At 62.4% G+C, this 24953-nt stretch carries 22 protein-coding genes; 5 read left to right on the top strand and 17 right to left on the bottom strand.

The window, feature by feature from the left end; genetic code table 11:
- Nucleotides 1-15 precede the first annotated feature (15 nt).
- Nucleotides 16-690, bottom strand: coding sequence for a hypothetical protein (locus tag QRN46_RS06865; protein ID WP_011335086.1), 675 nt, complete (start codon nucleotides 688-690; stop codon nucleotides 16-18).
- Nucleotides 691-986: 296 nt separating this feature from the next.
- Here QRN46_RS06865 and QRN46_RS06860 point away from each other — a divergent pair, with 296 nt between their 5' ends.
- Both QRN46_RS06860 and hemB read left to right on the top strand, forming a co-directional pair.
- On the top strand, nucleotides 987-1685 hold the full coding sequence (locus tag QRN46_RS06860) for a glutathione S-transferase family protein (protein ID WP_039770231.1): 699 nt from the start codon (nucleotides 987-989) through the stop codon (nucleotides 1683-1685).
- A gap of 142 nt (nucleotides 1686-1827) precedes the next feature.
- Nucleotides 1828-2802 carry a porphobilinogen synthase gene (gene hemB / locus QRN46_RS06855; protein WP_011335084.1) on the top strand — a complete coding sequence of 325 codons (975 nt, stop codon included), beginning with the start codon at nucleotides 1828-1830 and terminating at the stop codon, nucleotides 2800-2802.
- Nucleotides 2803-2806: 4 nt separating this feature from the next.
- Here hemB and QRN46_RS06850 read toward each other — a convergent pair whose 3' ends face one another.
- Nucleotides 2807-4342 carry an FAD-dependent oxidoreductase gene (locus QRN46_RS06850; RefSeq protein WP_285354429.1) on the bottom strand — a complete coding sequence of 512 codons (1536 nt, stop codon included), beginning with the start codon at nucleotides 4340-4342 and terminating at the stop codon, nucleotides 2807-2809.
- A 192-nt stretch (nucleotides 4343-4534) separates the two neighbouring features.
- On the opposite strand from QRN46_RS06850, the gene QRN46_RS06845 reads away from it, so the two are divergent.
- Nucleotides 4535-5623 carry a DUF1615 domain-containing protein gene (locus QRN46_RS06845; protein ID WP_285354428.1) on the top strand — a complete coding sequence of 363 codons (1089 nt, stop codon included), beginning with the start codon at nucleotides 4535-4537 and terminating at the stop codon, nucleotides 5621-5623.
- A gap of 78 nt (nucleotides 5624-5701) precedes the next feature.
- Here QRN46_RS06845 and QRN46_RS06840 read toward each other — a convergent pair whose 3' ends face one another.
- The 12 genes from QRN46_RS06840 to QRN46_RS06785 all read right to left on the bottom strand — a co-directional run bounded on the left by QRN46_RS06840 (nucleotide 5702) and on the right by QRN46_RS06785 (nucleotide 18739).
- The gene (locus tag QRN46_RS06840; protein WP_074689113.1) at nucleotides 5702-6103 is read right to left on the bottom strand and encodes a phage infection protein; all 402 of its coding nucleotides are present in this window, start codon (nucleotides 6101-6103) and stop codon (nucleotides 5702-5704) included.
- 112 nt (nucleotides 6104-6215) lie between these two features.
- Nucleotides 6216-6911, bottom strand: coding sequence for an anti-sigma factor (locus tag QRN46_RS06835; RefSeq protein WP_285354427.1), 696 nt, complete (start codon nucleotides 6909-6911; stop codon nucleotides 6216-6218).
- Nucleotides 6908-7441, bottom strand: coding sequence for a sigma-70 family RNA polymerase sigma factor (locus QRN46_RS06830; RefSeq protein ID WP_041475357.1), 534 nt, complete (start codon nucleotides 7439-7441; stop codon nucleotides 6908-6910). The genes QRN46_RS06835 and QRN46_RS06830 overlap by 4 nt, the downstream gene beginning before the upstream one ends.
- Nucleotides 7442-7483: 42 nt before the next feature.
- Entirely contained in the window at nucleotides 7484-8005 is a 522-nt protein-coding gene (locus QRN46_RS06825; protein WP_011335078.1) for a DUF3455 domain-containing protein, read from the bottom strand.
- Nucleotides 8006-8153: 148 nt separating this feature from the next.
- Nucleotides 8154-9767 carry an ABC transporter ATP-binding protein gene (locus tag QRN46_RS06820; protein ID WP_285354426.1) on the bottom strand — a complete coding sequence of 538 codons (1614 nt, stop codon included), beginning with the start codon at nucleotides 9765-9767 and terminating at the stop codon, nucleotides 8154-8156.
- A gap of 14 nt (nucleotides 9768-9781) precedes the next feature.
- Nucleotides 9782-10804: an ABC transporter permease gene (locus QRN46_RS06815; protein ID WP_011335076.1), complete on the bottom strand. Its 1023-nt coding sequence runs from the start codon at nucleotides 10802-10804 to the stop codon at nucleotides 9782-9784.
- On the bottom strand, nucleotides 10804-11868 hold the full coding sequence (locus QRN46_RS06810; RefSeq protein ID WP_011335075.1) for a microcin C ABC transporter permease YejB: 1065 nt from the start codon (nucleotides 11866-11868) through the stop codon (nucleotides 10804-10806). The genes QRN46_RS06815 and QRN46_RS06810 overlap by 1 nt, the downstream gene beginning before the upstream one ends.
- Before the next feature lies 1 nt (nucleotide 11869).
- Nucleotides 11870-13741 carry an extracellular solute-binding protein gene (locus tag QRN46_RS06805; protein WP_285354425.1) on the bottom strand — a complete coding sequence of 624 codons (1872 nt, stop codon included), beginning with the start codon at nucleotides 13739-13741 and terminating at the stop codon, nucleotides 11870-11872.
- 110 nt (nucleotides 13742-13851) lie between these two features.
- Entirely contained in the window at nucleotides 13852-16557 is a 2706-nt protein-coding gene (locus QRN46_RS06800) for a TonB-dependent receptor (protein ID WP_285354424.1), read from the bottom strand.
- Nucleotides 16558-16765: 208 nt separating this feature from the next.
- On the bottom strand, nucleotides 16766-17167 hold the full coding sequence (locus QRN46_RS06795) for an ExbD/TolR family protein (protein ID WP_011335072.1): 402 nt from the start codon (nucleotides 17165-17167) through the stop codon (nucleotides 16766-16768).
- A complete protein-coding gene (locus QRN46_RS06790; protein WP_285354423.1) occupies nucleotides 17167-17871 on the bottom strand; it encodes a MotA/TolQ/ExbB proton channel family protein in 705 nt (234 codons plus the stop codon). Before QRN46_RS06790 ends, QRN46_RS06795 begins: the two co-directional genes overlap by 1 nt.
- Nucleotides 17872-17920: 49 nt before the next feature.
- Nucleotides 17921-18739 carry a TonB family protein gene (locus QRN46_RS06785; RefSeq protein WP_011335070.1) on the bottom strand — a complete coding sequence of 273 codons (819 nt, stop codon included), beginning with the start codon at nucleotides 18737-18739 and terminating at the stop codon, nucleotides 17921-17923.
- Between the two features lie 1066 nt (nucleotides 18740-19805).
- Here QRN46_RS06785 and QRN46_RS06780 point away from each other — a divergent pair.
- Nucleotides 19806-20429 (top strand): glutathione S-transferase N-terminal domain-containing protein, encoded by a 624-nt coding sequence (locus QRN46_RS06780; RefSeq protein ID WP_011335069.1) that lies wholly within the window; start codon nucleotides 19806-19808, stop codon nucleotides 20427-20429.
- Here QRN46_RS06780 and QRN46_RS06775 read toward each other — a convergent pair whose 3' ends face one another.
- Nucleotides 20430-20870, bottom strand: coding sequence for a CBS domain-containing protein (locus tag QRN46_RS06775; protein ID WP_011335068.1), 441 nt, complete (start codon nucleotides 20868-20870; stop codon nucleotides 20430-20432).
- 189 nt (nucleotides 20871-21059) lie between these two features.
- On the opposite strand from QRN46_RS06775, the gene QRN46_RS06770 reads away from it, so the two are divergent.
- Nucleotides 21060-23420, top strand: coding sequence for a DNA polymerase II (locus QRN46_RS06770; protein WP_181457895.1), 2361 nt, complete (start codon nucleotides 21060-21062; stop codon nucleotides 23418-23420).
- Here QRN46_RS06770 and QRN46_RS06765 read toward each other — a convergent pair.
- Entirely contained in the window at nucleotides 23385-23855 is a 471-nt protein-coding gene (locus QRN46_RS06765; protein WP_011335066.1) for a DUF1810 domain-containing protein, read from the bottom strand. The two genes, QRN46_RS06770 and QRN46_RS06765, sit on opposite strands and share 36 nt — an antisense overlap.
- A gap of 29 nt (nucleotides 23856-23884) precedes the next feature.
- A complete protein-coding gene (locus QRN46_RS06760) occupies nucleotides 23885-24706 on the bottom strand; it encodes an aldo/keto reductase (RefSeq protein WP_011335065.1) in 822 nt (273 codons plus the stop codon).
- Nucleotides 24707-24953: the final 247 nt, after the last annotated feature.

Genomic DNA, 24953 nt, shown 5'->3' with positions numbered 1-24953 from the left:
GGGCCCCGGGCACTCTCAGGTCGGACAGCTTTCCTGGCCGTTATCCAGCCCCTGTTTGTAGCTGTGGCTCTGCAGGCTGGCCTTGCCGTTGTGCCAGGTCAGGGTCAGCACATACAGCGAATCGTAGTCGCTGGATTCCCAGTCATCGGTGATTTTCTGTTTTCCGCCTACCGCATTGCCGGCAACCTTGTTGATCAATTCAGGAAGGTAACCATGGGACCACGCGGTGTAGATGGTCGAGTTGTGGTACTTGTCGTCGGTCAGTTCCCGGGCCAGGTCACTGGTGTCGTTGGCCGAGAACTCGATGTTCACCGGCAGGCCGAGTTTGATCGCGGCCGGGCTGATGGTCATCAGCGGGCGGATGTAGCTGTAGGAATTGTCCAGTTCGCCTTCTTCGACATTGCGCGTCGGGTTGGCGGCGAACACATAGTCGGCCTTGCCGAATTTTTCCGGCAGCAGGGTCGACAGGTCGATGGCCCGGTTCAGGCCCTGGCAGTTGAGCTGGCCGAGACCGCCGGCCGGTTTCTCTGCGTGACGCAGGAACACCAGGGTCTGGGTGCCGTCCACCGGTTGCGCACGGCTTTCGCTGGATTCCAGCGACAGGAACAGCGCGCTGACCGCCAGCAGGGTGGGCAGGGCCACATACGCGCGATGTTTGAAGCGGTTGGCGACTTTCATCAAGTTCGTCATGGGATAAGGCGTCTTCAGTCTGTTCGGTTAAGGCTGACAAACCTCTGCACCGGTGCATGCGCGCCGGGTGTTTTCCCTGTCATCACTGGCTTGCTTGGAGCCCCCTGAGGCCCGTTTGGTTCGATCCGCTTGAGTGCGCCGCACTTTACCGTTGAGGCTGTGCGGTTGGAGGGAAGGTTAACCACAGGATGTTGCGGATTTAAGTAAGCCTGCGGGGCAGGTGTGTAAAGAACCCGAGCCAGAGCGCTGATCGTGGATTATGCTCAGGCCTTTCATTTTGTGACTGGATGCTACACATGACTGATCTGTCCGCGTTCCCGATCACCCAGAAATGGCCGGCGCAGTACCCTGACTGGATTCAGCTCTATTCCCTGCCGACCCCCAACGGCGTCAAGGTCTCGATCATGCTCGAAGAAATCGGCCTGCCGTACGAGCCGCACCGCGTGGGCTTCGACACCAATGACCAGATGTCCCCGGAATTCCTGTCGCTGAACCCGAACAACAAGATCCCGGCGATCCTCGACCCCCACGGTCCCGAGGACAAACCGCTGCCGTTGTTCGAGTCCGGCGCGATCCTGATCTACCTCGCCGACAAGAGCGGTCAGTTGCTGGCCCAGGAAGGCGCGCTGCGCTACGAGACCATTCAATGGCTGATGTTCCAGATGGGCGGTATCGGCCCGATGTTCGGCCAGCTCGGTTTCTTCAACAAATTCGCCGGCAAGGACTACGAAGACAAGCGTCCCCGTGACCGCTACGTCGAAGAAAGCCGCCGCCTGCTCAGCGTCCTGAACACCCGTCTGGAAGGGCGCGACTGGATCATGGGCGAGCGCTACACCATCGCCGACATCGCCACGTTCCCGTGGGTGCGCAACCTGATCGGCTTCTACGAGGCCGGCGATCTGGTCGGCATCAACAACTTCCCGAACGTCACCCGGGTGCTGGAGCGCTTCCTGGCACGGCCGGCGGTTGTGCGCGGCTTGACCATTCCTTCCTGATCCTGTGGCAGCCGGGTGCGCAGATTGTTGCGTGCCCGGTAACGCACTGTTGATTGATCCAGGTTTGTACCCCGTCCCCCGCAAGGCATAAGCTTCGCCCCCTACGACTTTCGTCTCATCCGCTGTTTTCAGGAAAGGCCCCATGTCCAGTCAGTTCCCCGAAGCACGTCCACGCCGTCTGCGCCGCAATGCGAGCCTGCGCAGCCTGTTCCAGGAAACCGAGTTTTCCCTCAACGATCTGGTGCTGCCGATCTTCGTCGAAGAAGAGATCGACGATTTCGTGCCGATCAAGAGCATGCCCGGCGTGATGCGTATTCCCGAGCGCAAACTGGCCGGCGAGATCGAGCGTTACGCCCGGGCCGGGATCAAGTCGGTGATGACGTTTGGCGTGTCTCATCACCTGGACGCCAACGGCAGCGACACCTGGCGTGAGAACGGTCTGGTGTCTCGCATGTCGCGGATCGCCAAGGACGCCGTGCCGGACATGATCGTGATGTCAGACACCTGCTTCTGCGAGTACACCGACCACGGCCATTGCGGCGTGATGCACAACCATGAAGTCGACAACGACCAGACCCTGATCAACCTCGGCAAGCAAGCGGTGGCGGCGGCGCGTGCCGGTGCCGACGTGATCGCGCCATCGGCAGCGATGGACGGCCAGGTGCGGGCGATTCGCCGGGCGCTGGACGATGCCGGCTTCTCGCAGATTCCGATCATGGCCTACTCGACCAAATTCGCCTCGGCGCTCTACGGCCCGTTCCGCGAGGCTGGTGGCAGCGCGCTGAAGGGCGATCGCAAAAGCTATCAGATGAACCCGATGAACCGCCGCGAAGCCCTGCGCGAATCGTTGCTCGACGAGCAGGAAGGCGCCGACGCACTGATGGTCAAACCGGCCGGCGCGTACCTGGACATCATCCGCGACATCCGCGAAGCCTCGACCCTGCCGCTGGCGGCGTATCAGGTCAGCGGCGAGTACGCGATGATCAAGTTCGGCGCCCAGGCCGGGGCTATCGACGAAGATCGCGTGGTGCGCGAAAGCCTCGGTGCGATCAAACGCGCGGGTGCGGATCTGATCTTCACCTACTTTGCGATGGACCTGGCCCTGGCCGGGATCTGATCCTTCAGGGGCAATTGAAAAACGGCCGGATCCCGTGATCACGGAAATACCGTTCGATCACCTTCGGATCCGCGCTGTTGTCGGCAATCGCCACGTAGGTATCCGGGCGCAGCAGGTAAAAGCCGTTGCGCCCCAGTCCCGCCGTTTCAAACGCCGGGCGCCAGTCGAACACGTGCAGCGGCAAGTGATGTTCATTGCACCAGGCGATCATCTCGTCGCTGGTGTCGCCGTACACATGCACCTGCCAGCACGGATGGCGCAACGGTTCGTAATTGTCCCCCTCGCCATCATGAGCCCACGGCAAGCGGTCACCGCCGTGGACGTGCCCGGCCACGCCTTCACTCAACGCCATGCCCCGATAGTTGAGGGTGATCTGCGACACCGTGCGAAACAGGAATTCGCGGCTGGTTTCGAACGAGGCCATTTTCGGAATCAGGAACGGTGCCAGCCGCGTGCGCAACAGGTCGGCCATTCGGCCTTCGGCGGTGACGAAGCTGAAGACCTTGTCGGTGGTCGACACCAGTCGCCGGGCGAAGGCGATGCGTTCGGTTTCGTAGCTGTCGAGCAGTTGGGGCGTGGCTGCGCCGCCGAGCACTGCCGCGAGTTTCCACGCCAGATTGATCGCATCGCCGATGCCGGTGTTCATGCCCTGACCGCCGGCCGGACTGTGCACATGCGCCGCATCGCCGAGCAGAAACGCCCGGCCCTGGCGAAAGTGATCCGCCACCCGATGATGCACGCGGTAGGTGGAGAACCAGTTGACGTCCTCGATGTGCACGTTCAGATGTTCGATGGCGCGATTGCTGACATTGGAAAACTCGAGGGTTTCGGCACGATCCGCACGTTCGTCACGCACCGTGCCGATCAACCGCGCACGGCCTTCGCCGGCCAGCGGAAACACCGCGAGAAAGTCCGCTTCATCCAGATCCAGATGCAACTCGCCATTGAGCGCGGGGCCGCTGGCCCGCACATCGGCGACGTAGAAAATCTGCTGATAAGTGCCGCCGGGAAAACCGGTGTCGAGGGTTTTGCGCACGACCGAACGGGCGCCGTCACACCCGGCCAGATAGCAGGCCTGGCAGATTTCCTGCTCGCCATCCGGCAGGCGCAAATGCGCGGTGAGGCCGTCGCCGTTTTCGGTGAAACTCTCCAGCGTCGTGTTGCGCTCGACGGTCACGTCGTAGTCTTCGAGGCGGTCGATCAACAGTCGCTCGTGTTCGTCCTGCGGGTACATTTCCAGAAAGGCATAGGGCGTCAGGCCTTCGCCGATCCGGTTCAGCGGCAGTTGTGCCACAGGTTTGCCCTTGACCCAGAAATTGGCCGCCGCCACCCGGTGACCGTTACGCACTATCGCGTCGGCCAGATCCAGTTGCCGGTACAGCTCAAGGGTGCGCGCCTGCACCGCCAGCGCCCTTGAAGTGGTGCCCGGCGCGGAAGCCTTGTCTATGATGCGCACCCGCACGCCCAGTTTGCTCAGCCACAGGGCCAGCACCAGCCCGGTGGGGCCCGCGCCGATGATCAGAACATCACTGCGGTTCATGGTCTGTCCTCCTCGCGTGTCCTGACCTGCGGCATGCACTGAGTGTGCAGCAGCAAGTATGGATCAGACGGCGAGGGCGGCCAGTCGGCCTGCCAAACGGGGCGATGGAACAGCGCCGCTGGCCCGCAGTCCTATCCTGCACCCTGCGATTGAGCGTAGGGTTAACCCGGCTCAACGGACTGGATGAAGTGTATGCACACCCCTCGATTAATCGTCAGCCTAGCCGCGCTGCTGGTACTGGCCGGTTGCGCCGGTCAACGCAGCGAAGAAGCGGCGCCGCGCCCGCCCGCCGAGGTCAAGGCGCAGATCGTGCGCCTGCTGCCGGCCAAAACCGTCGACCGCCAGGGCTGGGCCACTGACATCTACGCTGCTTTCGCCGCTCAGGGCATCAGCCCGACCACGCAGAATCTGTGTTCGGTGCTGGCCGTCACCGAGCAGGAATCCACCTTTCAGGTCGATCCGCCAGTGCCGGGCCTGGGCAAGATCGCCCGTGACGAAATCGACCGCCGCGCCGCCAAGGTGCATATCCCGAGCCTGTTGGTCAGCGGCGCCTTGCAGGTGCGCTCGCCGAACGGCAAGACCTACAGCGAACGCCTGAGTGCCGCCCGCAGCGAAAAGGAATTGAGCGCAATTTTCGATGATTTCATCGGCTCGGTGCCGATGGGTCGCACGCTGTTCAGCGGTTTCAACCCGGTGCACACCGGCGGGCCGATGCAGGTCAGCATCGAATTCGCCGAGCAGCACGCCAAGGACTACCCGTACCCGGTGGACGGGACGATTCGTCGCGAGGTGTTCAGCCGTCGCGGCGGGATGTATTTCGGCATCGCCCATCTGCTGGGTTATCCGGTGAGTTACCGCGAGCCGTTGTACCGCTTCGCCGATTTCAACGCCGGCTGGTACGCCAGTCGCAACGCGGCGTTTCAGAACGCGGTCAGCCGGGCGTCGGGCATTCCGCTGGCGCTGGATGGCGACCTGATCCGCCCGGGCGCGATCATGCCGGGCAGCACTGAACTGGCGGTGCGCGCCCTCGGCAAATCCCTGGGCATGCGCAATCCGGTGATCCGCGATCAACTGGAGAAGGGCGATAGCCTGGCCTTCGAGGAGACCAAACTGTATCAACGGGTCTTCGAGCTGGCGGAGCGTGCGGAAGGCAAGTCACTGCCCCGTGCGGTGTTGCCGGGCATCGTGCTGCAGAGCCCGAAGATCACCCGCAAACTGACCACGGCGTGGTTTGCCAAACGGGTCGACGAGCGTTATCGGCGCTGCATGGCCAAGGGCTGAGGTCGATCAAAAAGGTATAAAAAAACCCGGCTGACGGGAGCCGGGTTTTTTCTGGGTTGTTGCGATCAAGCCATTCATTCAGGCAACGCGGCGTTCGATCAGACGATCCGATCCACCTTCGGCAACGCGGCGTTCAATCAGACGATCCGAGCCACCTTCGGCAACGCGACGTTCAATCAGACGATCCGAACCACCTTCGGCAACGCGACGTTCGATCAGACGATCCGAGCCACCTTCGGCAACGCGGCGTTCGATCAGACGATCCGAACCACCTTCGGCAACGCGACGTTCGATCAGACGATCCGAGCCACCTTCGGCAACGCGGCGCTCGATCAGACGATCCGAACCACCTTCGGCAACGCGGCGTTCGATCAGACGATCCGAACCGCCTTCGGCGATCATGGTGTGGGCAGGTTTGGCGGCAAATGCGTTGAAGGCCAGAACCGAAAGGGCAATGCTGAGGATGACTTGGCGTTTCATGATTGTGTGCTCCGGGGTGTTGTTTGTTTGGTATGGAGCCGATGTTACGCCCGGGATTTTTTAAGAGAACTTCATTGACGTGATGGTGAACATCGACGCCGATGATGGTTTGTCACAGCACCTTCACTGCGCGGCCAATTGCCTGGATCGGCCCGGTGGGTTTGCCGATCGGCGAGCCGTTGGCGCCTTCCAGCGTCAGCTCGAACAATTGGTTAGGTTGCAGCGGCGGCAGTTTGTCCAGCGGGATCGACAGCGCTTGCCCTGGCTTGACCAGCCCCAGCGACACCGGACCCTGCCAGCCGTCGGCCTTGGTCCAGAATTCCAGCGCCTTGTCCGTCGGCACCTCGACCACGCCCAGCGGAATCAACTGAATCTCCCGTGGGTTGCTGGCCTGGATCACCCAGCCCGGCGCCTTGTCCTGCGGGGCGACCAGCACCACCAGAAAGCTCGGTTTCGGGGTGGTTTGAGTTAGCAGGATCGAACCCAGCAACAAGGTCGCGGCCAGCCCGGCAGCGCTCAAGCCGCGCCACAGCGACAGGCGGTTCCACCAGGAAATCTCTGGCGCCCTCTTGTGGGTGAGTTGCCCGACACTGCGTTCGATGCGTTGCCACAACTGCGACGAGGGCTGATGCGCCGGCGCGAGGTCGGTCAGTTCCAGCAGACGCCGCTCCCAGGCGTCCACGGCTGCTTGCAGTTCGGGTTCGTTGGGCAAGCGTCGTTGCACTTCGGCGCGCGCTTCGGCCGAGAGGGTGCCGAGCACGTATTCGCTGGCCAGTTCATCGCGTTCCTGCGCCGATTCGGTGGTCATCCCATGCACTCCCGCAACGCATTGAGGCTGCGCTTGATCCAGGCTTTGACGGTGCCCAGCGGCGTGTCGAGGCGTTGGGCGATCTGTGCGTGGCTGTAACCGTCGACGTAGGCGTGAAGGATGCAGCGGCGGCGTTGCGGTTCCAGTTGATGCAGGCAGCGATGGATGCGGGTCGATTGCGCCAGCGCATCGAAGTCGTCATCAATCGCCGGAGATTCGTTGCTGTCGTTCAACGGCGTTTCCCGGTCGTGATTGCGCAGCACATTCAGCGCCAGATGGCGGGTCACGCTGAACATCCAGCCCCGGGCCGAACCGCGCGCCGGATCGAACCCCGACGCGCCAGCCCAGATCTTGATGAATGCGTCGTGAACGATGTCTTCGGCCAGCGCCGTGTCTCGCACCAGACGCCGGGCCACACCGAGCAGCCGCGGGCTTTCCTGCACATACAATTCGCGCAGGGCCCCGCGCTCGCCGCGGGCACAGGCGGCGAGGCGGGCTTCGTAATCGAACGCGGTTTCGGGTAATGGCATGTCTTGCAATCTAGCAAGCATCGGCCAAACGTCCAGTCAGGCTCAGTTCGCCGCCCAGAAAATGTAGTCGGCCTGGTACTTCACCACTTCCTGTTTGCCCTTGTTGGCTGCCGTGCATTCGCTGCCTGGCGCCACGCCGCCCTTGAGCGCGACGCGCTGGATGTAGCTCACGCCGCTCATGGCGCCTTTGCCCTCGGCGGGGTTGGCCTTGACCAGCTGATAGGGCAGGTTGCCCGGGCTCGACGGCGCTACGGCCAGTTGCGTGCCGGTGACTTTCGAGCCGTCCTTTGCCTGCCAGGTGGCGGGCGGGCCGAAGTAGGTGCCGACCTGTTTGCCGCTGCGATCGTTGAGCACCGCTTTCGGGCCGACGAACACCCACTCGGTCTGGCCGGCGACATTGGCCTTGTCCCGGCATTCGTAGGTGATCTCGCCGACCCCGGTGGTTTCCATCGCGATCTTGTGGCCGTCCGGCACTTTGATCGCGTCGGGATAACTGCTTTGGGCAAAGCTTGTCGAGGCGACGGCGAGCAAACCGGTGAAGCCGATCAGTTGGGTGATGTTCATCAGTGTTTCTCCGAAAAAGGGTAAACCGCTGACAGCCGAAAGAGGGCTGTTACAGGGACTACCCGTGACGGAGGCGTTTGGATGCAGGGCCCGACAAATAATTTTGAAAACACTGCAAGCCCGCTCCCACAGGGATCTTCAGCATTGGTCAGATTGTTGTAACCAGCTCTTTCCCGGTTTTTGCCAATGCCAGGCCGGAGGCCTTCAGGAGTTCCTGGGTGTAGGCATGCTGCGGCGCCGCAAAAATCTCCCGGGACGACCCCTGTTCCACCACCTTGCCGTCCTTGATCACCATCAAGTCGTGCGCCAGCGCATGCACCACCGCCAGGTCATGGCTGATGAACAGGTACGTCAAGCCATGGCGGATCTGCAACTGCCGCAACAACTCCACCACCTGTTTCTGCACCGTGCGATCCAGCGCCGAGGTCGGTTCGTCGAGCAGAATCAACGCCGGTTCCAGCACCAATGCGCGGGCGATGGAAATGCGCTGGCGCTGGCCACCGGAGAACTCATGGGGATAGCGATGCCGGCTCTGCGGATCGAGGCCGACTTCCTTCAAGACGCGGATCACCGCAGCCTCACGTTCTTCGGGCGTGCCGATGCCGTGGGTCAGCAGGCCTTCGGCGATGATCTGCTGCACCGACATCCGTGGGCTGAGGCTGCCGAACGGGTCCTGGAACACCACCTGAATCTGCCGGCGCAACGGGCGCATCAAGCGCTGATTGAGCAGGCTCAAATGCTTGTTGCCGAAGCGAATATCGCCCTCGGATTCCACCAGCCGCAGAATCGCCTGGCCCAGCGTCGACTTGCCCGAGCCGGACTCGCCGACAATCCCCAGGGTCTTGCCCCGTTGCAGCCGGAAACTCACGCCGTCCACGGCCTTGATGTATTGCTGGGTGCAGCTGAACAACGCCTTGGGCAGCGGGAACCAGACTTTCAGATCGTCCACCTCCAGCAGGTTGTGATCGTAGCGACTCTGCACCGGCGCGCCGGACGGTTCCGCCTCGATCAGCAGGCGACTGTAAGGATGCTGCGGGGCGCGGAACAGTGTTTCGCAGTCGGCCTGTTCGACGATCTCCCCGTGGCGCATCACGCACACCCGTTGGGCGATGCGTCGCACCAGATTGAGGTCGTGAGTGATCAGCAGCAGCGACATGCCCAGGCGTTGCTGCAACTCGATCAGCAGCTCGAGAATCTTCTGCTGTACGGTCACGTCCAGCGCCGTGGTCGGCTCATCGGCGATCAGCAATTCCGGTTCGTTGGCCAGCGCCATGGCGATCATCACCCGTTGCCGCTGGCCGCCGGAGAGCTGGTGCGGATAGGCCTTCAAACGCTGCAACGGCTGGCGAATGCCGACCAGTTCCAGCAGCTCCAGCGTGCGCTGGCGCGCGGCGCGGCCCTTGAGTCCCTTGTGGATCTCCAGCACTTCGCTGATCTGTTTTTCCACCGTGTGCAACGGGTTCAGCGAGGTCATCGGCTCCTGGAAAATCATCGCGATGCGATTGCCGCGCAAGCCGCGCAGTTGTTGTTCGCTGGCGTGCAGCAAGTCCACGCCGTTGTAGCGGATGCTGCCCGTGCTACTGACGGTCTTGCCTGGCAGCAAACGCAGGATCGAGTGCGCCGTCACCGACTTGCCCGAGCCGGATTCACCGACCAGTGCCAGGCATTCGCCACGGCGGATGTCGAGGTTCACGCCGTGCACCACTTCGTGCCCGGCGAAGGCGACGCGCAGGTCGCGGATTTCAATCAGGTTGTCGGTCATTTCAGCTCCGGGGATCAGGATCGCGGATCGAACGCGTCACGGCAGGCTTCGCCGATGAACACCAGCAAGGACAGAATCAGCGCCAGGGCAAAAAACGCCGTCAGCCCCAGCCACGGCGCTTGCAGATTGCGCTTGGCCTGGCCGATCAGTTCACCCAGCGACGCGGTGCCGGCGGGCATGCCGAAACCGAGAAAATCCAGCGCGGTGAGGGTGGCGATGGCGCCGGTCAGAATGAACGGCAGGTAGGTGAGGGTGGAGGTCATGGCGTTGGGCAGAATGTGCCGGCGCATCAGCTCGCTGTCCGTCAGGCCCAGGGCCCGCGCGGCCTTGACGTATTCCAGGCTGCGCCCGCGCAGGAACTCGGCGCGCACCACATCCACCAGTGCCAGCCAGGAAAACAGCGCCATGATCCCCAGCAGCCACCAGAAACTCGGCGAGACGAACCCCGACAAAATGATCAGCAGGTACAGCACCGGCAGCCCCGACCAGATCTCCAGCACCCGCTGCCCGAGCAAGTCGACCCAGCCGCCGTAATAACCCTGCAACGCCCCGGCCACGATGCCGACCAGCGCACTGACGGCGGTGAGGATCAGCGCAAACAGAATCGAAATCCGCGTGCCGAAAATCACCCGCGCCAACACGTCCCGCGCCTGATCGTCGGTGCCCAGCCAGTTGCTCGAGGACGGCGGGCTCGGCGCCGGTTCGGTGAGGTCGTAATTGACCGTGTCGTAGCTGAACGGGATCGGTGGGAACAGCATCCAGCCGCCCTGATCCTCGATCAGTTTGTGTACGTAATTGCTGGCGTAATCCGGCTGGAACGGCAGTTCGCCGCCGAAATCGGTTTCCAGATAATCGCTGAGGATCGGGAAGTAAAAGGCGTTGTGGTAGCGGATCACCAGCGGTTTGTCGTTGGCGATCAGTTCGCCGCCGAGGCAGATCAGGCACAGCCCGATGAACAGCCACAGCGACCAGCGCCCGCGACGGTTGGCCTTGAATTGGGCGATGCGCCGCCGGCCCAGAGGGGAGAGTGTGAACATCAGGCAGTCCTCGCCGAGAAGTCGATGCGCGGGTCGAGCAGGGTGTAGCAGAGGTCGCCGATCAGCTTGATCAACAGGCCGAACAGGGTGAACAGAAACAGCGTGCCGAACACCACCGGGTAGTCCCGCGACACCGCCGCTTCGTAGCTCATGCGCCCGAGGCCGTCGAGGTTGAAGATGGTTTCGATCAGCAGCGAGCCGGCGAAAAACACCTCGATCAATGCCGATGGCACTCCGGCCACCACCAGCAGCATTGCGTTGCGAAACACATGGCCGTAGAGCACGCGCCTTTCGGTCAGGCCCTTGGCGCGCGCGGTGATCACGTACTGGCGGCTGATCTCGTTGAGGAAGCTGTTTTTGGTCAGGATCGTCAGCGTCGCAAAACCGCCGATCACCAGCGCCGTCACCGGCAACACCAGGTGCCAGAGGTAGTCGCCGACCTTGCCCCACAGGCTCAGGCTGTCGAAATTGTCCGAAACCAGGCCCTGCACCGGAAACCAGTTGACGTAGCTGCCCCCGGCGAACACCACGATCAACAGAATCGCGAACAGAAACGCCGGCATCGCGTAACCGACGATGATCGCCGTACTGCTCCAGACATCGAACGCGCTACCGTTTTTGATTGCCTTGCGAATGCCCAGCGGGATCGAGATCAGGTAGGTGATCAAGGTCGCCCACAGGCCGAGGGACAGCGACACCGGCAGTTTCTGCACAATCAGATCGGTCACCTTCGCACCGCGAAAGAAGCTGCTGCCCAAATCCAGTTGCGCGTAGTTCTTGAGCATCAGCCACAGGCGTTCGTGCATCGGCTTGTCGAAGCCGTAGTGGTGTTTGATCTCTTCGATCAGCGCCGGGTCCAGGCCACGGCTGCTGCGCCCGGCACCGCCGATCGCGGTGACCTCGCTGGCGCCGCCCATGCTGTGCCCGCCGAAGCCTTGCAGGCGGGCGATGGCTTGTTCCACCGGGCCGCCGGGCGCGGCCTGCACGATGACGAAGTTGACCACCAGAATGCACAGCAGCGTCGGGATGATCAGCAACAGACGTCGACTCAGATATCGCCACATGTCACTGGCCCCCCGCGAGCTGGCGCAAGGCACTCATCTGCTGATTGGTCAGCGGCTTGGCCGAGACCTCCCACCAGGTGTCGAGGCCTTCGCTGTAAATCGGCTGCACAGGTGGCCTGCCAAAGCGGTTCTGATACACCGTCGGCGTGCCTTTGGAGTAGTAGTTGGGAATCATGTAGTCACCCCATTGCAGCACCCGGTCGAGGGCGCGGGCGTAACGCACCATGGCGTCGCGGGTATTGGCCTGGACCAGGCCGTCGATCAGCCGGTCCACCGCAGGATCCGCCAGCACCATCGAATTGGAACTGCCGACCTGCGTGGCGCTCTGTGAGGCGTACAGGCTGTACAACTCGCGGCCCGGCGAGACGATCGGATCGCCGCTGCGCGGGAAACTGGTGACGATCATGTCGTAGTCCCGGGCGTTGAGCCGGTTGATGTATTGCGCCGAATCGATACGTCGCAAGTTGAGGGTGATGCCGATCTGCGCCAGGGTGCGTTTGTACGGCAGCAGCATGCGGTCGAAGCCGCCCTGGCCGTCGAGGAAGGTGAATTCGAAGGGCTCGCCGGCGGCGTTCACCAGTCGGTTGTTTTTCGGCGTCCATCCGGCCTCGGCCAACAGCTTCAGGGCCTGCAACTGCTTGTCGCGGATGTAGCCGCTGCCATCGGTTTTCGGCGCCTGATAGACCCGGCTGAAAACCTCGTCCGGAATCTGTCCGCGCAGCGGTTCGAGGATCGCCAGCTCCCCGGCGTCGGGCAGCGCGGTGGCGGCCATTTCACTCTTCGGCCAGTAGCTGTTCTGGCGCACGTAGAAGCCGCGCATCATCTGCTTGTTGGTCCACTCGAAATCCCACAGCAGGCTCAGCGCCTGACGCACGCGGCGATCCTTGAACAGCGGATTCTGCAGGTTGAACACGAAACCCTGGGCGCAGGTCGGTTTGTCCGGAGCGAGAATTGCCTGTTGCAGGCGACCGTCGCGCAGGGCCGGGCTGTCGTAGCCGACCACGTAGCCGGACGAGGAAAACTCGCGGTTGTAGTCGAACGCGCCGGCCTGCAGCAATTGTCGGGCGACATCGGTGTCGCCGTAGAAATTCACGGTCAGGCTGTCGAAGTTGTACATCCCGCGACTGACCGGCAGGTCTTTGCCCCACCAGTGCGGATCTCTCTGAAAACTGATGCTGCGTCCTGCGTCGACCTTGCTCACCCGGTACGGGCCGCTGCCCAGCGGAGGCTCGAAGCCGCCGCCGTTGGCGAAGTCGCGGGTTTTCCACCAGTGCTCGGGCACCGGTCGCAGCGACGCCAGATCCAGCGCCAGGGTGCGGTTGAGGTTGTTCTTGAAGGTGAAGCGAATCTGCCGCGGGCCTTCGATCAGCACGTCCTGCACGTCGGCGTATTGCTGGCGATAACTCAGGCTGCCCTTGGTCATCAACAGTTCGAAGGTGTAGCGCACGTCCTCGGCGGTGATCGGCGTGCCATCGGCGAAACGCGCCTCGGGATTCAGGTTGAAACGCACCCACAGGCCGCCGGGATCGCGCTCCATGGATTGCGCCACCAGACCGTAGACGGTGTAAGGCTCGTCCAGCGAGCGGAACGCCAGCGGCGAATACACCCAGTCGTTGACCTGCACCACGGAAATGCCCTGATCGGCATACGGGGTGATGTAGTTGTACTGACCGATCTCCATCGAAGCGCGGCTGAGCGAGCCACCCTTGGGGGCGTCGGGATTGACGAAATCGAAGTGCTGGAAACCGGCGGGGTATTTCGGCGCCTCGCCGTACACCGTCATCGCGTAGCTGCCGCCGGCCAGCGCAGCTGCCGCGTTGCACAGCAGCGCGCTGCCGAGCAGCAGGCCGGCCATGTTGCGCATGAATGTCATGAAGTCGTTCCTCTGAGCGGGAAAAGCCCGGAGCGGCGGCTGGCCGCTGCGGGATGCGAATTCGCAAGGGGAAGGGGCCGGCCGGAGTCTTGCGCGGCCCCGACCGGGACTCAGAAGTGGTACGTCATGCGCGCAAACAGCGTACGGCCCAGCGGATCGGTGTAGCGCGGGTCATAACCGCTCTGGAAGTTGTAAGCCTGGTTGGAGAACGGCGGATCGCGGTCGAACAGGTTCTTCACCCCGGCGTCCACGTCCAGCACCTTGTCGAAGGTGTAGCCGGCCGAAAGGTCCCACACCGAGTACGACGCGACCCGTGCGTTGGTCTCGCGGTCGTAGTCGTTGTAGCCGGTGGTGAAGCGGTTGGTCAGTGCCGCGCGGGCGGCGCCGAAGGTCCAGGAACCGGTCAGGTTGTGTTTCCAGCGGGCGATCACACCGTCACCCCGGAAGTCGCCGACCTTGTCGGTGAACGGGCCCTTGATGGTGCTCTGGAAGTCGTACTCGTCGACATAAGTGCCTTGCAGGCCCAGGCCGAATTGACCGTACGGCGTGTTCGGGAAGCGATAGTCCAGCGACACATCGACGCCGTTGGTTTCGACGATGCCGAGGTTGGCGTTGCCGGTGACGATGTAATTGAGCGTGCCGTCGGCGTTGCGCACGAAGCGGTCAGGGTAGCTGCCGGCCTGATCGAACACGGTGGATTCCGGGAACGGCTGGATCTGGTTGGAGATGTGAATCCACCAGAAATCCAGGCCCACGGACAGATTGCTGACCGGCTGATAGACAAAGCCCAGCGTCACGTTGCGCGCCTTCTCCGGGGCCAGGTCTTCGTTGCCGCCGATCTGGTTGAGGAACTGCTGACCGCAATCGCGCCCGCCGTTGCCGCCCGGTTGCACCACGCCGCCAGTACACAGCACCGGGTCGTTGTAGTAGCCCTGGGTGTAGGTGATGCTGCGCGGCGAATACAGCTCATACAGCGACGGCGCACGGAAGCCTTCGCTGTAGGCGCCGCGGACCACCAGCTCCTTGAGCGGCTGATAACGGAACGAATATTTCGGGTTGGTGGTGCTGCCGAAGTCGCTGTATTTGTCGTGACGCACAGCGGCGGACAGTTCCAGGCTGTCGAGCACCGGTACGTTGATTTCCGCGTAGGCGGCTTTCACGCTGCGGTCGCCCTCGACGCTGCCGGCCGGGTCGATGCCCAGGCTCTGGATGTCGCCGGCAAAGGCTTCGTAGTCTTGGTGGAATTTCTCTTTGCGGTACTCGCCGCCCAGGGCCAGGCCGGACGGACCGGCACCGAACCAGTCACCGATCTCGCGGCTGATCCGCCCGTCGAAACTGGCGACCCGACCGACCGCCGTGGAATAGGCGCCGTGGTACGCGGCCTGGTCGATGTATTGCTGACCGGCGCTGGTCTGTGGGCCGAACGGGTTGAGCAGGCCGCTGGCCAGACCGTCGATCATCGCCTGATCGCTGACGTAGCCGCTGGTAACGCTGGAGACGATCTTGTTCTGGTTGTACGAGGCGCCAACGTTGTAGTCCCAGCCGCCCACCAGACCGTCGAAGCTCAGCAAAAAGCGCTGGCTGGTGTTCTGGTCTTTCGATTCACGCGGGCCGGCGGCGGTTTCGCGCCAGTTCACGTCCACCGGTTGCGTCGGGTCGAGGGCGAAACCGGTGGGCGCCGGGGTGATGCCGTTGCCGGGATAGTAGGGCGAGGACGAATCCAGGCTCAGGCCGGTCAATGGCGCCGGGCCGACAGCGGTGGCGTTGTTGTTGCGCGACCAGAAGTATTCAAGGTTGACGTTGTGGTCGTCGGCCAGTTTGCCGGTGGTCTTGCCGAAGAACGACGTCTTCTCGGTCTGCGGCACCAGGTCGATGAATTCCCGGGTGCTGAAGCGGCAGAGGCCGTCGCGGGCCACCAGGTTGGGGCCGTTGCAATTGCTGTTGGCCAGCGGGTTGGTGGCGTTGCCGTTCTGGCTGTAGTTGCCGGGGAACGCGGTGCCGGAGGTCTGGTCGAGGCCTCGGCCGGGCACGTAGTCGCGGGCGAAGGAGCGGTCGTTGGCGTCGAGGTTCTGTTGCTTGTTGTAGTTGAACACGCCGAGCACGTTGAAGCGGTCCTGTTCGAGGTCGCCGTAGCCCCAGCTGGCGCTCATGTCCTTGGTCGCACCGCCGCCGCTGTGGGTCGGGGTTTCGCCGCCGAGGGTGAGTTGGCCGTCGGTCATGGATTTCTTGGTGATGAAGTTGATCACGCCGCCGATGGCGTCGGTACCGTACAGGGCCGAGGCGCCGTCGCGCAGCACTTCCACGCGCTCGATCGCGGCAAACGGGATCATGTTCAGATCCACCGCGCCGCCGGCCGAGTTGGTGCCCGACAGGGCGTTGTTGGCCAGCCGGCGACCGTTGAGCAGCACCAGCGTCTTGTTCGCGCCGATGCCGCGCATGTCGGCGAACGATGCGCCGCCGGTGGCCGCTCCGACCGAGCCTGCGCTGTTGTTGATCGACTGGCTGCCGGTGATGCGCTGCACCAGTTCGGCGGTGGTAGTCACGCCCTGTTTGCGCAGCTCTTCAGCCTTGAGCACGGTGATCGGCACCGCCGTTTCCGCGTCGACCCGACGGATCGCCGAACCGGTCACTTCGACCCGTTGCAGTTGCGTGGTCGGCGCGACCACCGCAGCGGCGGCCGGGACGCTGTTGTCGTCCTCGGCGGCTTGAACCCCGGCGCCCATCCCCATGGCCACCAGGTACAACGGAACGAAACGGTGGCGGGAAATCGTCGCCACCAAGGGTTTGAGCGTGAAGCGTGGAGTGTTCATCAGCATGGTTGTTTCCGACTTTGTTAGACGTTTATCGAAATGGCCTTGTGAGCCCTCTTTGCACGGAGCACGGTGGTGCCGCGCCGCGAAAACCACTTTCTTCAAGCAAGCCGATCCCCTCCGAAGACGCGCTGCGTTTTTTCGGTCGGCCGATTGCGACGGGATTCAACGAGCGGTGCCGGGCGCGTCCCTCACTGCGCGCCCGGCACCGCCGTCAGCGGGTGGTCATCACCGATATCTTGGTGATGCCCGAGCGCTCGATGGACGCCATGGCTTTGGCGACCTGGCCGTAATTCACGGCGGAGTCGGCCTGCAGCTGCACGCGCACGTCAGCATCTTTGGCCTTGACTTCCTTGAGGCTGGCCTCCAGTGATTCCGGCGCCAGCTCGGTCTTGGCCAGGAAGAACTTGCCGTCCTGATCGACGCTGACCACCACCGGATCCTTCTTTTCGGCGGGGGCGACGGCGTCGGTTTTTGGCAGGTTGACCTTGATCGCGTTGGTCATCAGCGGTGCGGTGACGATGAACACCACCAGCAGCACGAGCATCACGTCCACCAGCGGCGTGACGTTCATTTCGCTGAGCACTTCATCGCTGTCTTGAGTGGAAAAGGACATCAGCTGGCCTCCCGCACGGCGGCCGTGGATTTGGCGATGGCCTGGCGGCTGATGGAGAAAGCGCTGCGCGAGGCGAGGGCGTCGAAGTCGTGGGCGAAGTCATCCATGTCCGCCGAGGCCAGCTTCAGGCGCCGCAGGAAGAAGTTGTAAATCAGCACCGCCGGCACCGCGACGGCAATCCCCACACCGGTTGCAATCAGCGCGTGGCCGATCGGCCCGGCCACGGTTTCCAGGCTGGCCGAGCCGCTGGCGCCGATGCTTTGCAGGGCTTCCATGATTCCCCACACGGTGCCGAACAGGCCAATGAACGGCGCGGTGCTGCCGATGCTGGCGAGGATCGCCTGGCCGTTTTCCAGCGAGCGACGCTCCTTCTGGATCTGCTGGCGCAGGTTGCGTTCCAGTCGATCGGAACGGTTGATGGTGTGCGCCAGTTGCTGGGTGGTGCGCGGGGATTCTTCCACCAGCAGGGCTTCGAAACCCCTGCTGGCGATCCGCGCCAGCGAGCCCGGATACTGGCTGGCGTGTTCGGCGGCGGTCAGCAGATCCGGCGCGCCCCAGAAGGCTTTGCTGAACTGCTTGTTCTGGGTTTTCTGGCGCAGGTATTGCGCCGACTTGACCAGCAGGATCGCCCAGCTGACCACGGAAAACAGCACCAGCCCCCAGAGCACGCCGGGGACAATCATCGAAGACAGAGAATCGTTCATGGCTACACCTCGCTTGCGTTAATCGGTTGTGAGTTCGGTTGTCGTGCCGTCATTGCGGCAATTTGAAATCGATGGTCTGGGTGGCGAAGCCGTCGATCGGTGTGTCGCCGCGTTTGGCCGGAATGAACTTCCAGGCCTTCACCGCTGCGACCGCCGCGTCATCCAGTTGCGGCTTGCCGCTGGATTTGGTCACCGTCACCGAGCCGGCGCGACCGTTGGCCAGCACCTGAATCCGCAGCACCACGCTGCCTTCCCAGTTGCGCCGCAGGGCCAGCGATGGGTATTCCGGCGGCGGGTTGCCGAGGCTGGCGAGACCGGAAATCGCCGCTGACTCTTTCACCGGGCCCGGTGCCGCCGCAGGTGCCGGAGGCGCGCTCGGGGTGGCCGGAGCGGCAGGCGCGGCCGGTTGCGCAGGGGCGGGCGGCGCTTTCGGCGGCTCGGCCTTTTTCACCGGTTTGGGTTTCTCGACCGGTTTCGGTTTTTCGATCGGCTTGGGTTTCTCCACCGGTTTGGGCGGCGGCTTGACCGCGTCCTCGTCTTCCACCGGTTGTTCTGGTTCGGGCGGTGGCGGTGGCGGGGGCGGCGGTTCCGGTGTCGGCGGGGCCGGCGGTGTCGGGCTGGTCAGCTCGACGGTCATTTCCGGAATTTCCGGCGGCGTGGGCAGCGGCTCGGCCCGCGCTTGCTGGAAAAACCACCAGGCGCCGCCGTGTATCAGCGCCGACACCGCCACCAGCAACAGCATCTGCTGTTTGTTCAGGCCGCCGGGCTGCGACGTGTTGGCCTTGTAGACGGGCCGACCCGCCACCGACGCAAGCGCTGCGTTCGGTACTGACCCCGGCGGCGTTCTGTGCTTTACCGCATCGTTCATTAAAGCTCCCTCGGGTGGATGAAGGGCAATAAGGTGCCGTTCGAACAACACAGCGTTGTTCGAGTGAGTGGTCGCAACTTTCATACGGGTGTGCAGAAGCCGATAGTTGAACTATCTATTGAACAGGGCTTGTGCAGCTTATTGCTTCAGTAACGTCGACTTCGATAGTTCATTGATCCGGTCCGTGGCTGTTCTTTTATGACTGAGTGGCGAATGTCATTCTTGCCCTCATGGTTGATGCAATAGCAACCGCTGTGCCAAACAGTAAACAAATGTGTAGCGGTTATTTCACGGATGATACGTATGTCGCATTTATATAAGTTTCATCAGGCACGCCGGTTTTCATGGGCGCATAACCTCCCGACAGCCCTGTTTTCAGGGCTTTTTTCAGGGCGAGACAGGCTTGGCGCGGTATCGCGCCGTTCAGCGAGATAGAGCGGCTGTTCTCGTGTCGGCCAGGACGCGTGATGGTGCGTGGCGGACTGATTTGGTGCGGGTCTGTGTTTTAGCGGGTCACAGGCGATGTTCCTTGTTTTTGTCTAAATAAAATCGGCTCTGGGTAATGATTGATAGTGCAGTTTTGGTGCGCTTTGGACATTAACGCCGAACAGCAAAAGTTGTATCGGTGTGCTGTCTGAAAGTTATTGTCGAACAATGTGTTCTTGCATTCATTAATGCAGCGCGCACGCAATGGCTTCTTGCGTGCTATTTAAAAAATAAATAGTGCAGGCGTTCAGGTAATAAAAGGAATGCACGGACTGTTCGGCGGGCGAACGCGGCGCAGGTAAATGGGCATCGAGAGAAGAGGGTGGCGCAGCAGATGAAGATTCACGCGGTGAACTCCTTGTTGCCAGCTCGGATACGCGAACTTTTGGTTCGGTATCGCACCTTACAAGAACGCGGATAGCGTTCGCTGATTGCTCTTGGTGCGGGATGGGCACCGCCAGCGCTGTTTTGCGAGATCAGGGATTCGCAAGCTGCCGATGAATGCGCAATCCGTGCCAAATTCGATACAACAGCTATAAATAGGGCCAGGCAGGATGCCTTTCGCAGTGGAGGAGGGGATATGTATCAGCTCTACGGACATCGCAATTCAGGGGCGGCGGCCATCGAGGCGGCGCTCGAGCTGTGCCAGGTGGCTTACCGCTTCATCGATATCGAGGCCAGTGCGGAAGCGGCCCAGGAGCTGGCGCGGCTCAATCCGCTCAAACAGATCCCGACCCTGCAACTGCCGGACGGCAGTGTCATCACCGAAAGTGCGGCGATTTTGATTCATCTGGGGCAAAGCTTTGCGCAATCCGGCCTGCTGCCGGCCAACGGCGCTGACCGCGATCAGGCGATTCGGGGCCTGGTGTACATCGTCAGCAATTGTTATGCGGCCATCGGGATCATTGATTACCCGGAACGCTGGCTGGTGATGCCGGACGAGGCCTCGCGACAGAATCTGATGGCGGGTGCGCGGGAACGACTGCACTGGAGCTGGGAGGTGTTTGCCGACCAGTTCTCCGCCGAGCTGTACCTGGACGATGAAACACCGGGCGCACTGGACGTGCTGGCGGCGGTGGTCACGCGCTGGGCCGGTGCCCGCGAACACCTGCGTCAGGCCCGACCCGGTTTCCATGCGTGGCTGCAGCGCATTGACCGACACCCGGTGCTGGCGCCGGTCTTTGCGCGACATTGGCCCGGCTGATCACTCTCCGCGAATGTACTGCTCCAGCTGTTTGATCAGCTCGGCCTGCTCGGCAATCGCTTCCTTGACCAGGTCGCCGATCGACAGCAGGCCGATCAGCTTGCCGTTCTCCACCACCGGCAAGTGACGCAGGCGTTTGTCGGACATGATGCCAAGGCAAGTGTCGACGGTCTGGTGGGTGTCCACCGTGATCACGTTAGCCACCATGATGTCGCGCACCGGCGTGCCCACCGAGGAGCGCCCGTGCAGCACCAGTTTGCGCGCGTAATCACGCTCGCTGATGATGCCCACCACGTTGTCGTCTTCCACCACGAGCAGGGCGCCGACGTTCTTCTCGGCCATTTTCATCAGCGCTTCGAGCACCATGTGATCGGGTTTGATCTGGTGCACTTCCTGATTTTTCGGATCTTTGAGCTTGAGCAGCTGGGCGACGGTTTTCATGGCGGTTACTCAGGTGTTGTCGTTGTTCTCCAAGCATCGTAGACGCAGGCGCGCAGGGCAAGGCCGCAAAACGGCAGATAACACGCAAAAAACGTCATTTGACCGGGTTTTTCATGGCGAGGCCTTTGTCACGGGTTACGGCAATGCCGCGTAGAATGCCCGTCTGAATCAATTCCTGAGGTTGCAGTGGTGGATTTACAGCAGGGCTTCGTCCTGACCCGGCATTGGCGCGACACCCCGGCCGGCACCGAAGTCGAGTTCTGGCTGGCGACCGACGCCGGGCCGCGCCGTGTGCGCCTGCCGCATCAGCCGTCGGTGGCATTCATCCCTGCGGCGCAGCGCGAGCAGGCCGAGCGGGTGCTGGCGGACGAAAAGAACGTCGAACTGCGTCCCCTGGCTTTGCAGGATTTCGAGCATCGCCCGGTGCTCGGTCTGTACTGCCAGCAACACGGTCAGTTGATGCGCCTCGAAACCGCGCTCAACCGCCACAGTGTCGATGTCTTCGAAGCCGATGTGCGACCACCCGAGCGCTACCTGATGGAGCGTTTCATCACCGCGCCTGTCTGGTTCAGCGGCACGCCCGATGCCGATGGCGTGTTGCTCGACGCCCACCTCAAGCCTGCCCCCGACTATCGTCCGCAACTGCGGCTGGTCTCGCTGGACATCGAAACCACCGAGCAGGGCGAGTTGTATTCCATCGCGCTGGAGGGCTGCGGCGAGCGGCAGGTGTACATGCTCGGCGCACCGAATGGCGATGCCAGCATCGTCGATTTCGATCTCGAGTACTGCGAATCGCGCACCTTGATCCTCAAGAAGCTCAACGACTGGTTCGCCCGTCACGACCCCGACGCGATCATCGGCTGGAACCTCGTGCAGTTCGATCTGCGCATCCTCCACGAACACGCCCGACGCCTCGGCGTGCCGCTCAAGCTCGGGCGAGGCGGCGAGGAAATGCAGTGGCGCGAACACGGCAGCCGCAATCACTACTTCGCTGCAGCGGCGGGACGGTTGATCATCGACGGCATCGAATCCCTGCGTTCGGCGACCTGGAGCTTTCCGTCGTTCAGCCTGGAAAACGTCGCCCAGACCCTGCTCGGCGAGGGCAAGTCGATCGACAACCCGTACCAGCGCATGGACGAGATCAACCGCATGTTCGCCGAGGACAAACCGGCGCTGGCCAAGTACAACCTCAAGGACTGCGAACTGGTCACGCGGATCTTCGCCAAGACCGAGCTGCTGAAATTTTTACTGGAGCGCGCCAGCGTCACCGGCCTGCCGGCGGATCGCAGCGGCGGCTCGGTGGCGGCATTCACGCATTTGTATATGCCGCTGATGCACCGCCAGGGTTTTGTGGCGCCGAACCTTGGCACCAATCCGCCGCAGGCCAGCCCCGGCGGGTTTGTCATGGACTCGCGACCGGGGCTTTACGAATCGGTGCTGGTGCTCGACTACAAGAGTCTTTACCCGTCGATCATTCGTACCTTTCTGATTGATCCGGTGGGGTTGATCGAAGGCTTGCAGCATCCGGATGACAGCGACTCGGTGCCGGGCTTTCGCGGTGCGCGTTTTTCCCGAACCCGGCATTGCCTGCCGTCCATCGTCGCCCGGGTCGCCGAGGGCCGCGAGACCGCCAAGCGCGAGCACAACGCGCCGCTGTCCCAGGCGCTGAAGATCATCATGAACGCCTTCTACGGCGTGCTCGGTTCCAGTGGTTGCCGGTTTTTCGATACGCGACTGGCGTCTTCGATCACCCTGCGCGGCCACGAAATCATGCTGCGCACTCGACAGCTGATCGAGGCTCAGGGGCATGCGGTGATTTATGGCGATACCGACTCGACCTTCGTCTGGCTGCGTCGCCCCCACGGTCAGGAAGAAGCGGCGCAAATCGGTCGGGCCTTGGTGCAGCACGTCAACGATTGGTGGCGCGAGCATGTGCGTGAGCAATACGGTCTGGAAAGCGCCCTCGAATTGCAGTTCGAAACTCACTACAAGCGCTTTTTGATGCCGACGATTCGCGGCGCCGAGGAGGGCAGCAAAAAGCGCTACGCCGGCCTGGTGACCCGCGCCGACGGCAGCGAAGAAATGGTCTACAAAGGCCTGGAAACCGTGCGCACCGACTGGTCGCTGCTGGCCCGGCAATTTCAGCAGGAGTTGTACGAGCGGATCTTCCAGCGCAAGCCGTATCAGGATTACGTGCGCGAGTATGTGCGCAAGACCCTGGCCGGCGAGTTCGACGAGCGACTGGTCTATCGCAAGCGCCTGCGCCGGACTCTCGATGACTACGAACGCAACGTGCCGCCTCATGTTCGTGCCGCACGGTTGGCCGACGATTACAACGCGCAACACGGTCGCCCGCGGCAATACCAGAACGGTGGCTGGATCAGCTACGTCATCACCCTGGCCGGGCCCGAGCCGCTGGAAGTGCGTCGCGCCGCCATCGACTACGACCACTACATCACCCGCCAGCTGCAACCGGTGGCGGATGCGATCCTGCCGTTTGTCGACGACGATTTTTCAACCCTGATCGGGGGGCAACTGGGCCTGTTTTGAGTCCAGCAGTTGCAGGGTCCATTCGTCCTGAATACCGTGGAAATAACGCTCCAGCGCCTGATGCCAGAGGCTGTCGTCGTCAGCGAACTGGGCGAACAGGGTCATCGATGAGTGGAATTTCAGGTCGTCCGGGTGGCCGAAAATTTCGGCAATCGAGCGTTGCTGTACGTTCAGCACCAGCTGCGTGCAGGTCCGCAGCCGGGCGCCGAGCAACGGGTGGTCGAGATAGGCGCGGGTTTCCGGCGCCGAGTTGATCGCGAAGCGCCGCGACATCTCGCTGCCGCCGAGCCCGGCGAACTGCGGGAACACGAACCACATCCAGTGGCTGCGCTTGCGGCCCTCGTCGAGCTCGCGCTGAACCCGTTCGAACACCGGGTCCTGGGCGAGCACGAAGCGTTGCAGGTTGAATGGATCGTCCTGATCAGTGCTTCTCATGGCGAAGCCCTCTGTCAGTCGGCGGTGGCTCAGACCATGGCCAGCCGCTGCTTGCGTTGTGGCGCATGAAACACCTGGTCCAGCGCCGCCAGATCCCCGCCATCGAGTGGCAGCTGCGCCGCTTGTGCATTGAGCTGCACGTGTTCCGGGCGCACGGCCTTGGGAATCGCAATCAGCCCATCCTGACGCAGAATCCACGCCAGCGAAACCTGCGCCGGGGTCACGCCGTGACGAGCGGCAATCTGTTTCAGCACCGGCTCGGCCAGCATCGCGCCGCCCTGGCCGATCGGGCAGTACGCCATCAACGGCATGCGCTGCTGTTGGCACCACGGCAGCAGGTCGAATTCGATACCGCGCTCTTCCAGGTTGTACAGCACCTGATTGGTGGCGCAGGCCGAATGCGACAGTTCTTCGAGATCGTCGACGTCGAAGTTCGAGACGCCCCAGCGACCGATCTTGCCGTCCTCGCGCAGACGTTCGAACGCCTCGACGGTTTCTTCCAGCGGATACTGGCCGCGCCAATGCAGCAGATAGAGGTCGATGTAATCGGTGTCGAGCCGGCGCAGGCTACGCTCGCAGGCCTGGGGAATGCCTTGGCGGCTGGCGTTGTGCGGGTAGACCTTGCTCACCAGAAACACTTGATCGCGCAGGCCGGCAATGGCTTCGCCGACGACGGTTTCGGCACCGCCTTCACCGTACATTTCCGCAGTGTCGATCAAGGTCATCCCCAGTTCGATGCCACTGCGCAGGGCCGCCACTTCACGCTTGTGCGCCGAACGGTCTTCGCCCATGCGCCAGGTGCCCTGGCCAATCACCGGCACCTGCACACCAGCCAGTTCAAGGGTACGCATTCAAACCTCCTATCTGAAAACGGTCGATACCTTTAAGTGGGCAGCAGGATAGCCCATGGGTTCCCATTGAGGCGTATCGGTCAGTTGAGGTTTTTATGGCGAGGTACTGTTGTTCCGATGTATTGAACTGGAATTTCGGAAGTGCGCAAGAAGTTGCGCACTTTTCGGCGAGCTCAGTGGGAATTTTCGCCGTATCTGCGAAGAAAACCTACCAAGCCCCCCGGCTTATAAGGGTCTGAAAAAGTTG

The organism is Pseudomonas sp. lyk4-R2A-10, from assembly GCF_030209075.1.
Classification (GTDB): Bacteria; Pseudomonadota; Gammaproteobacteria; order Pseudomonadales; family Pseudomonadaceae; genus Aquipseudomonas; species Aquipseudomonas glycinae.
This window is presented reverse-complemented; position numbering and strand designations above follow the sequence as displayed.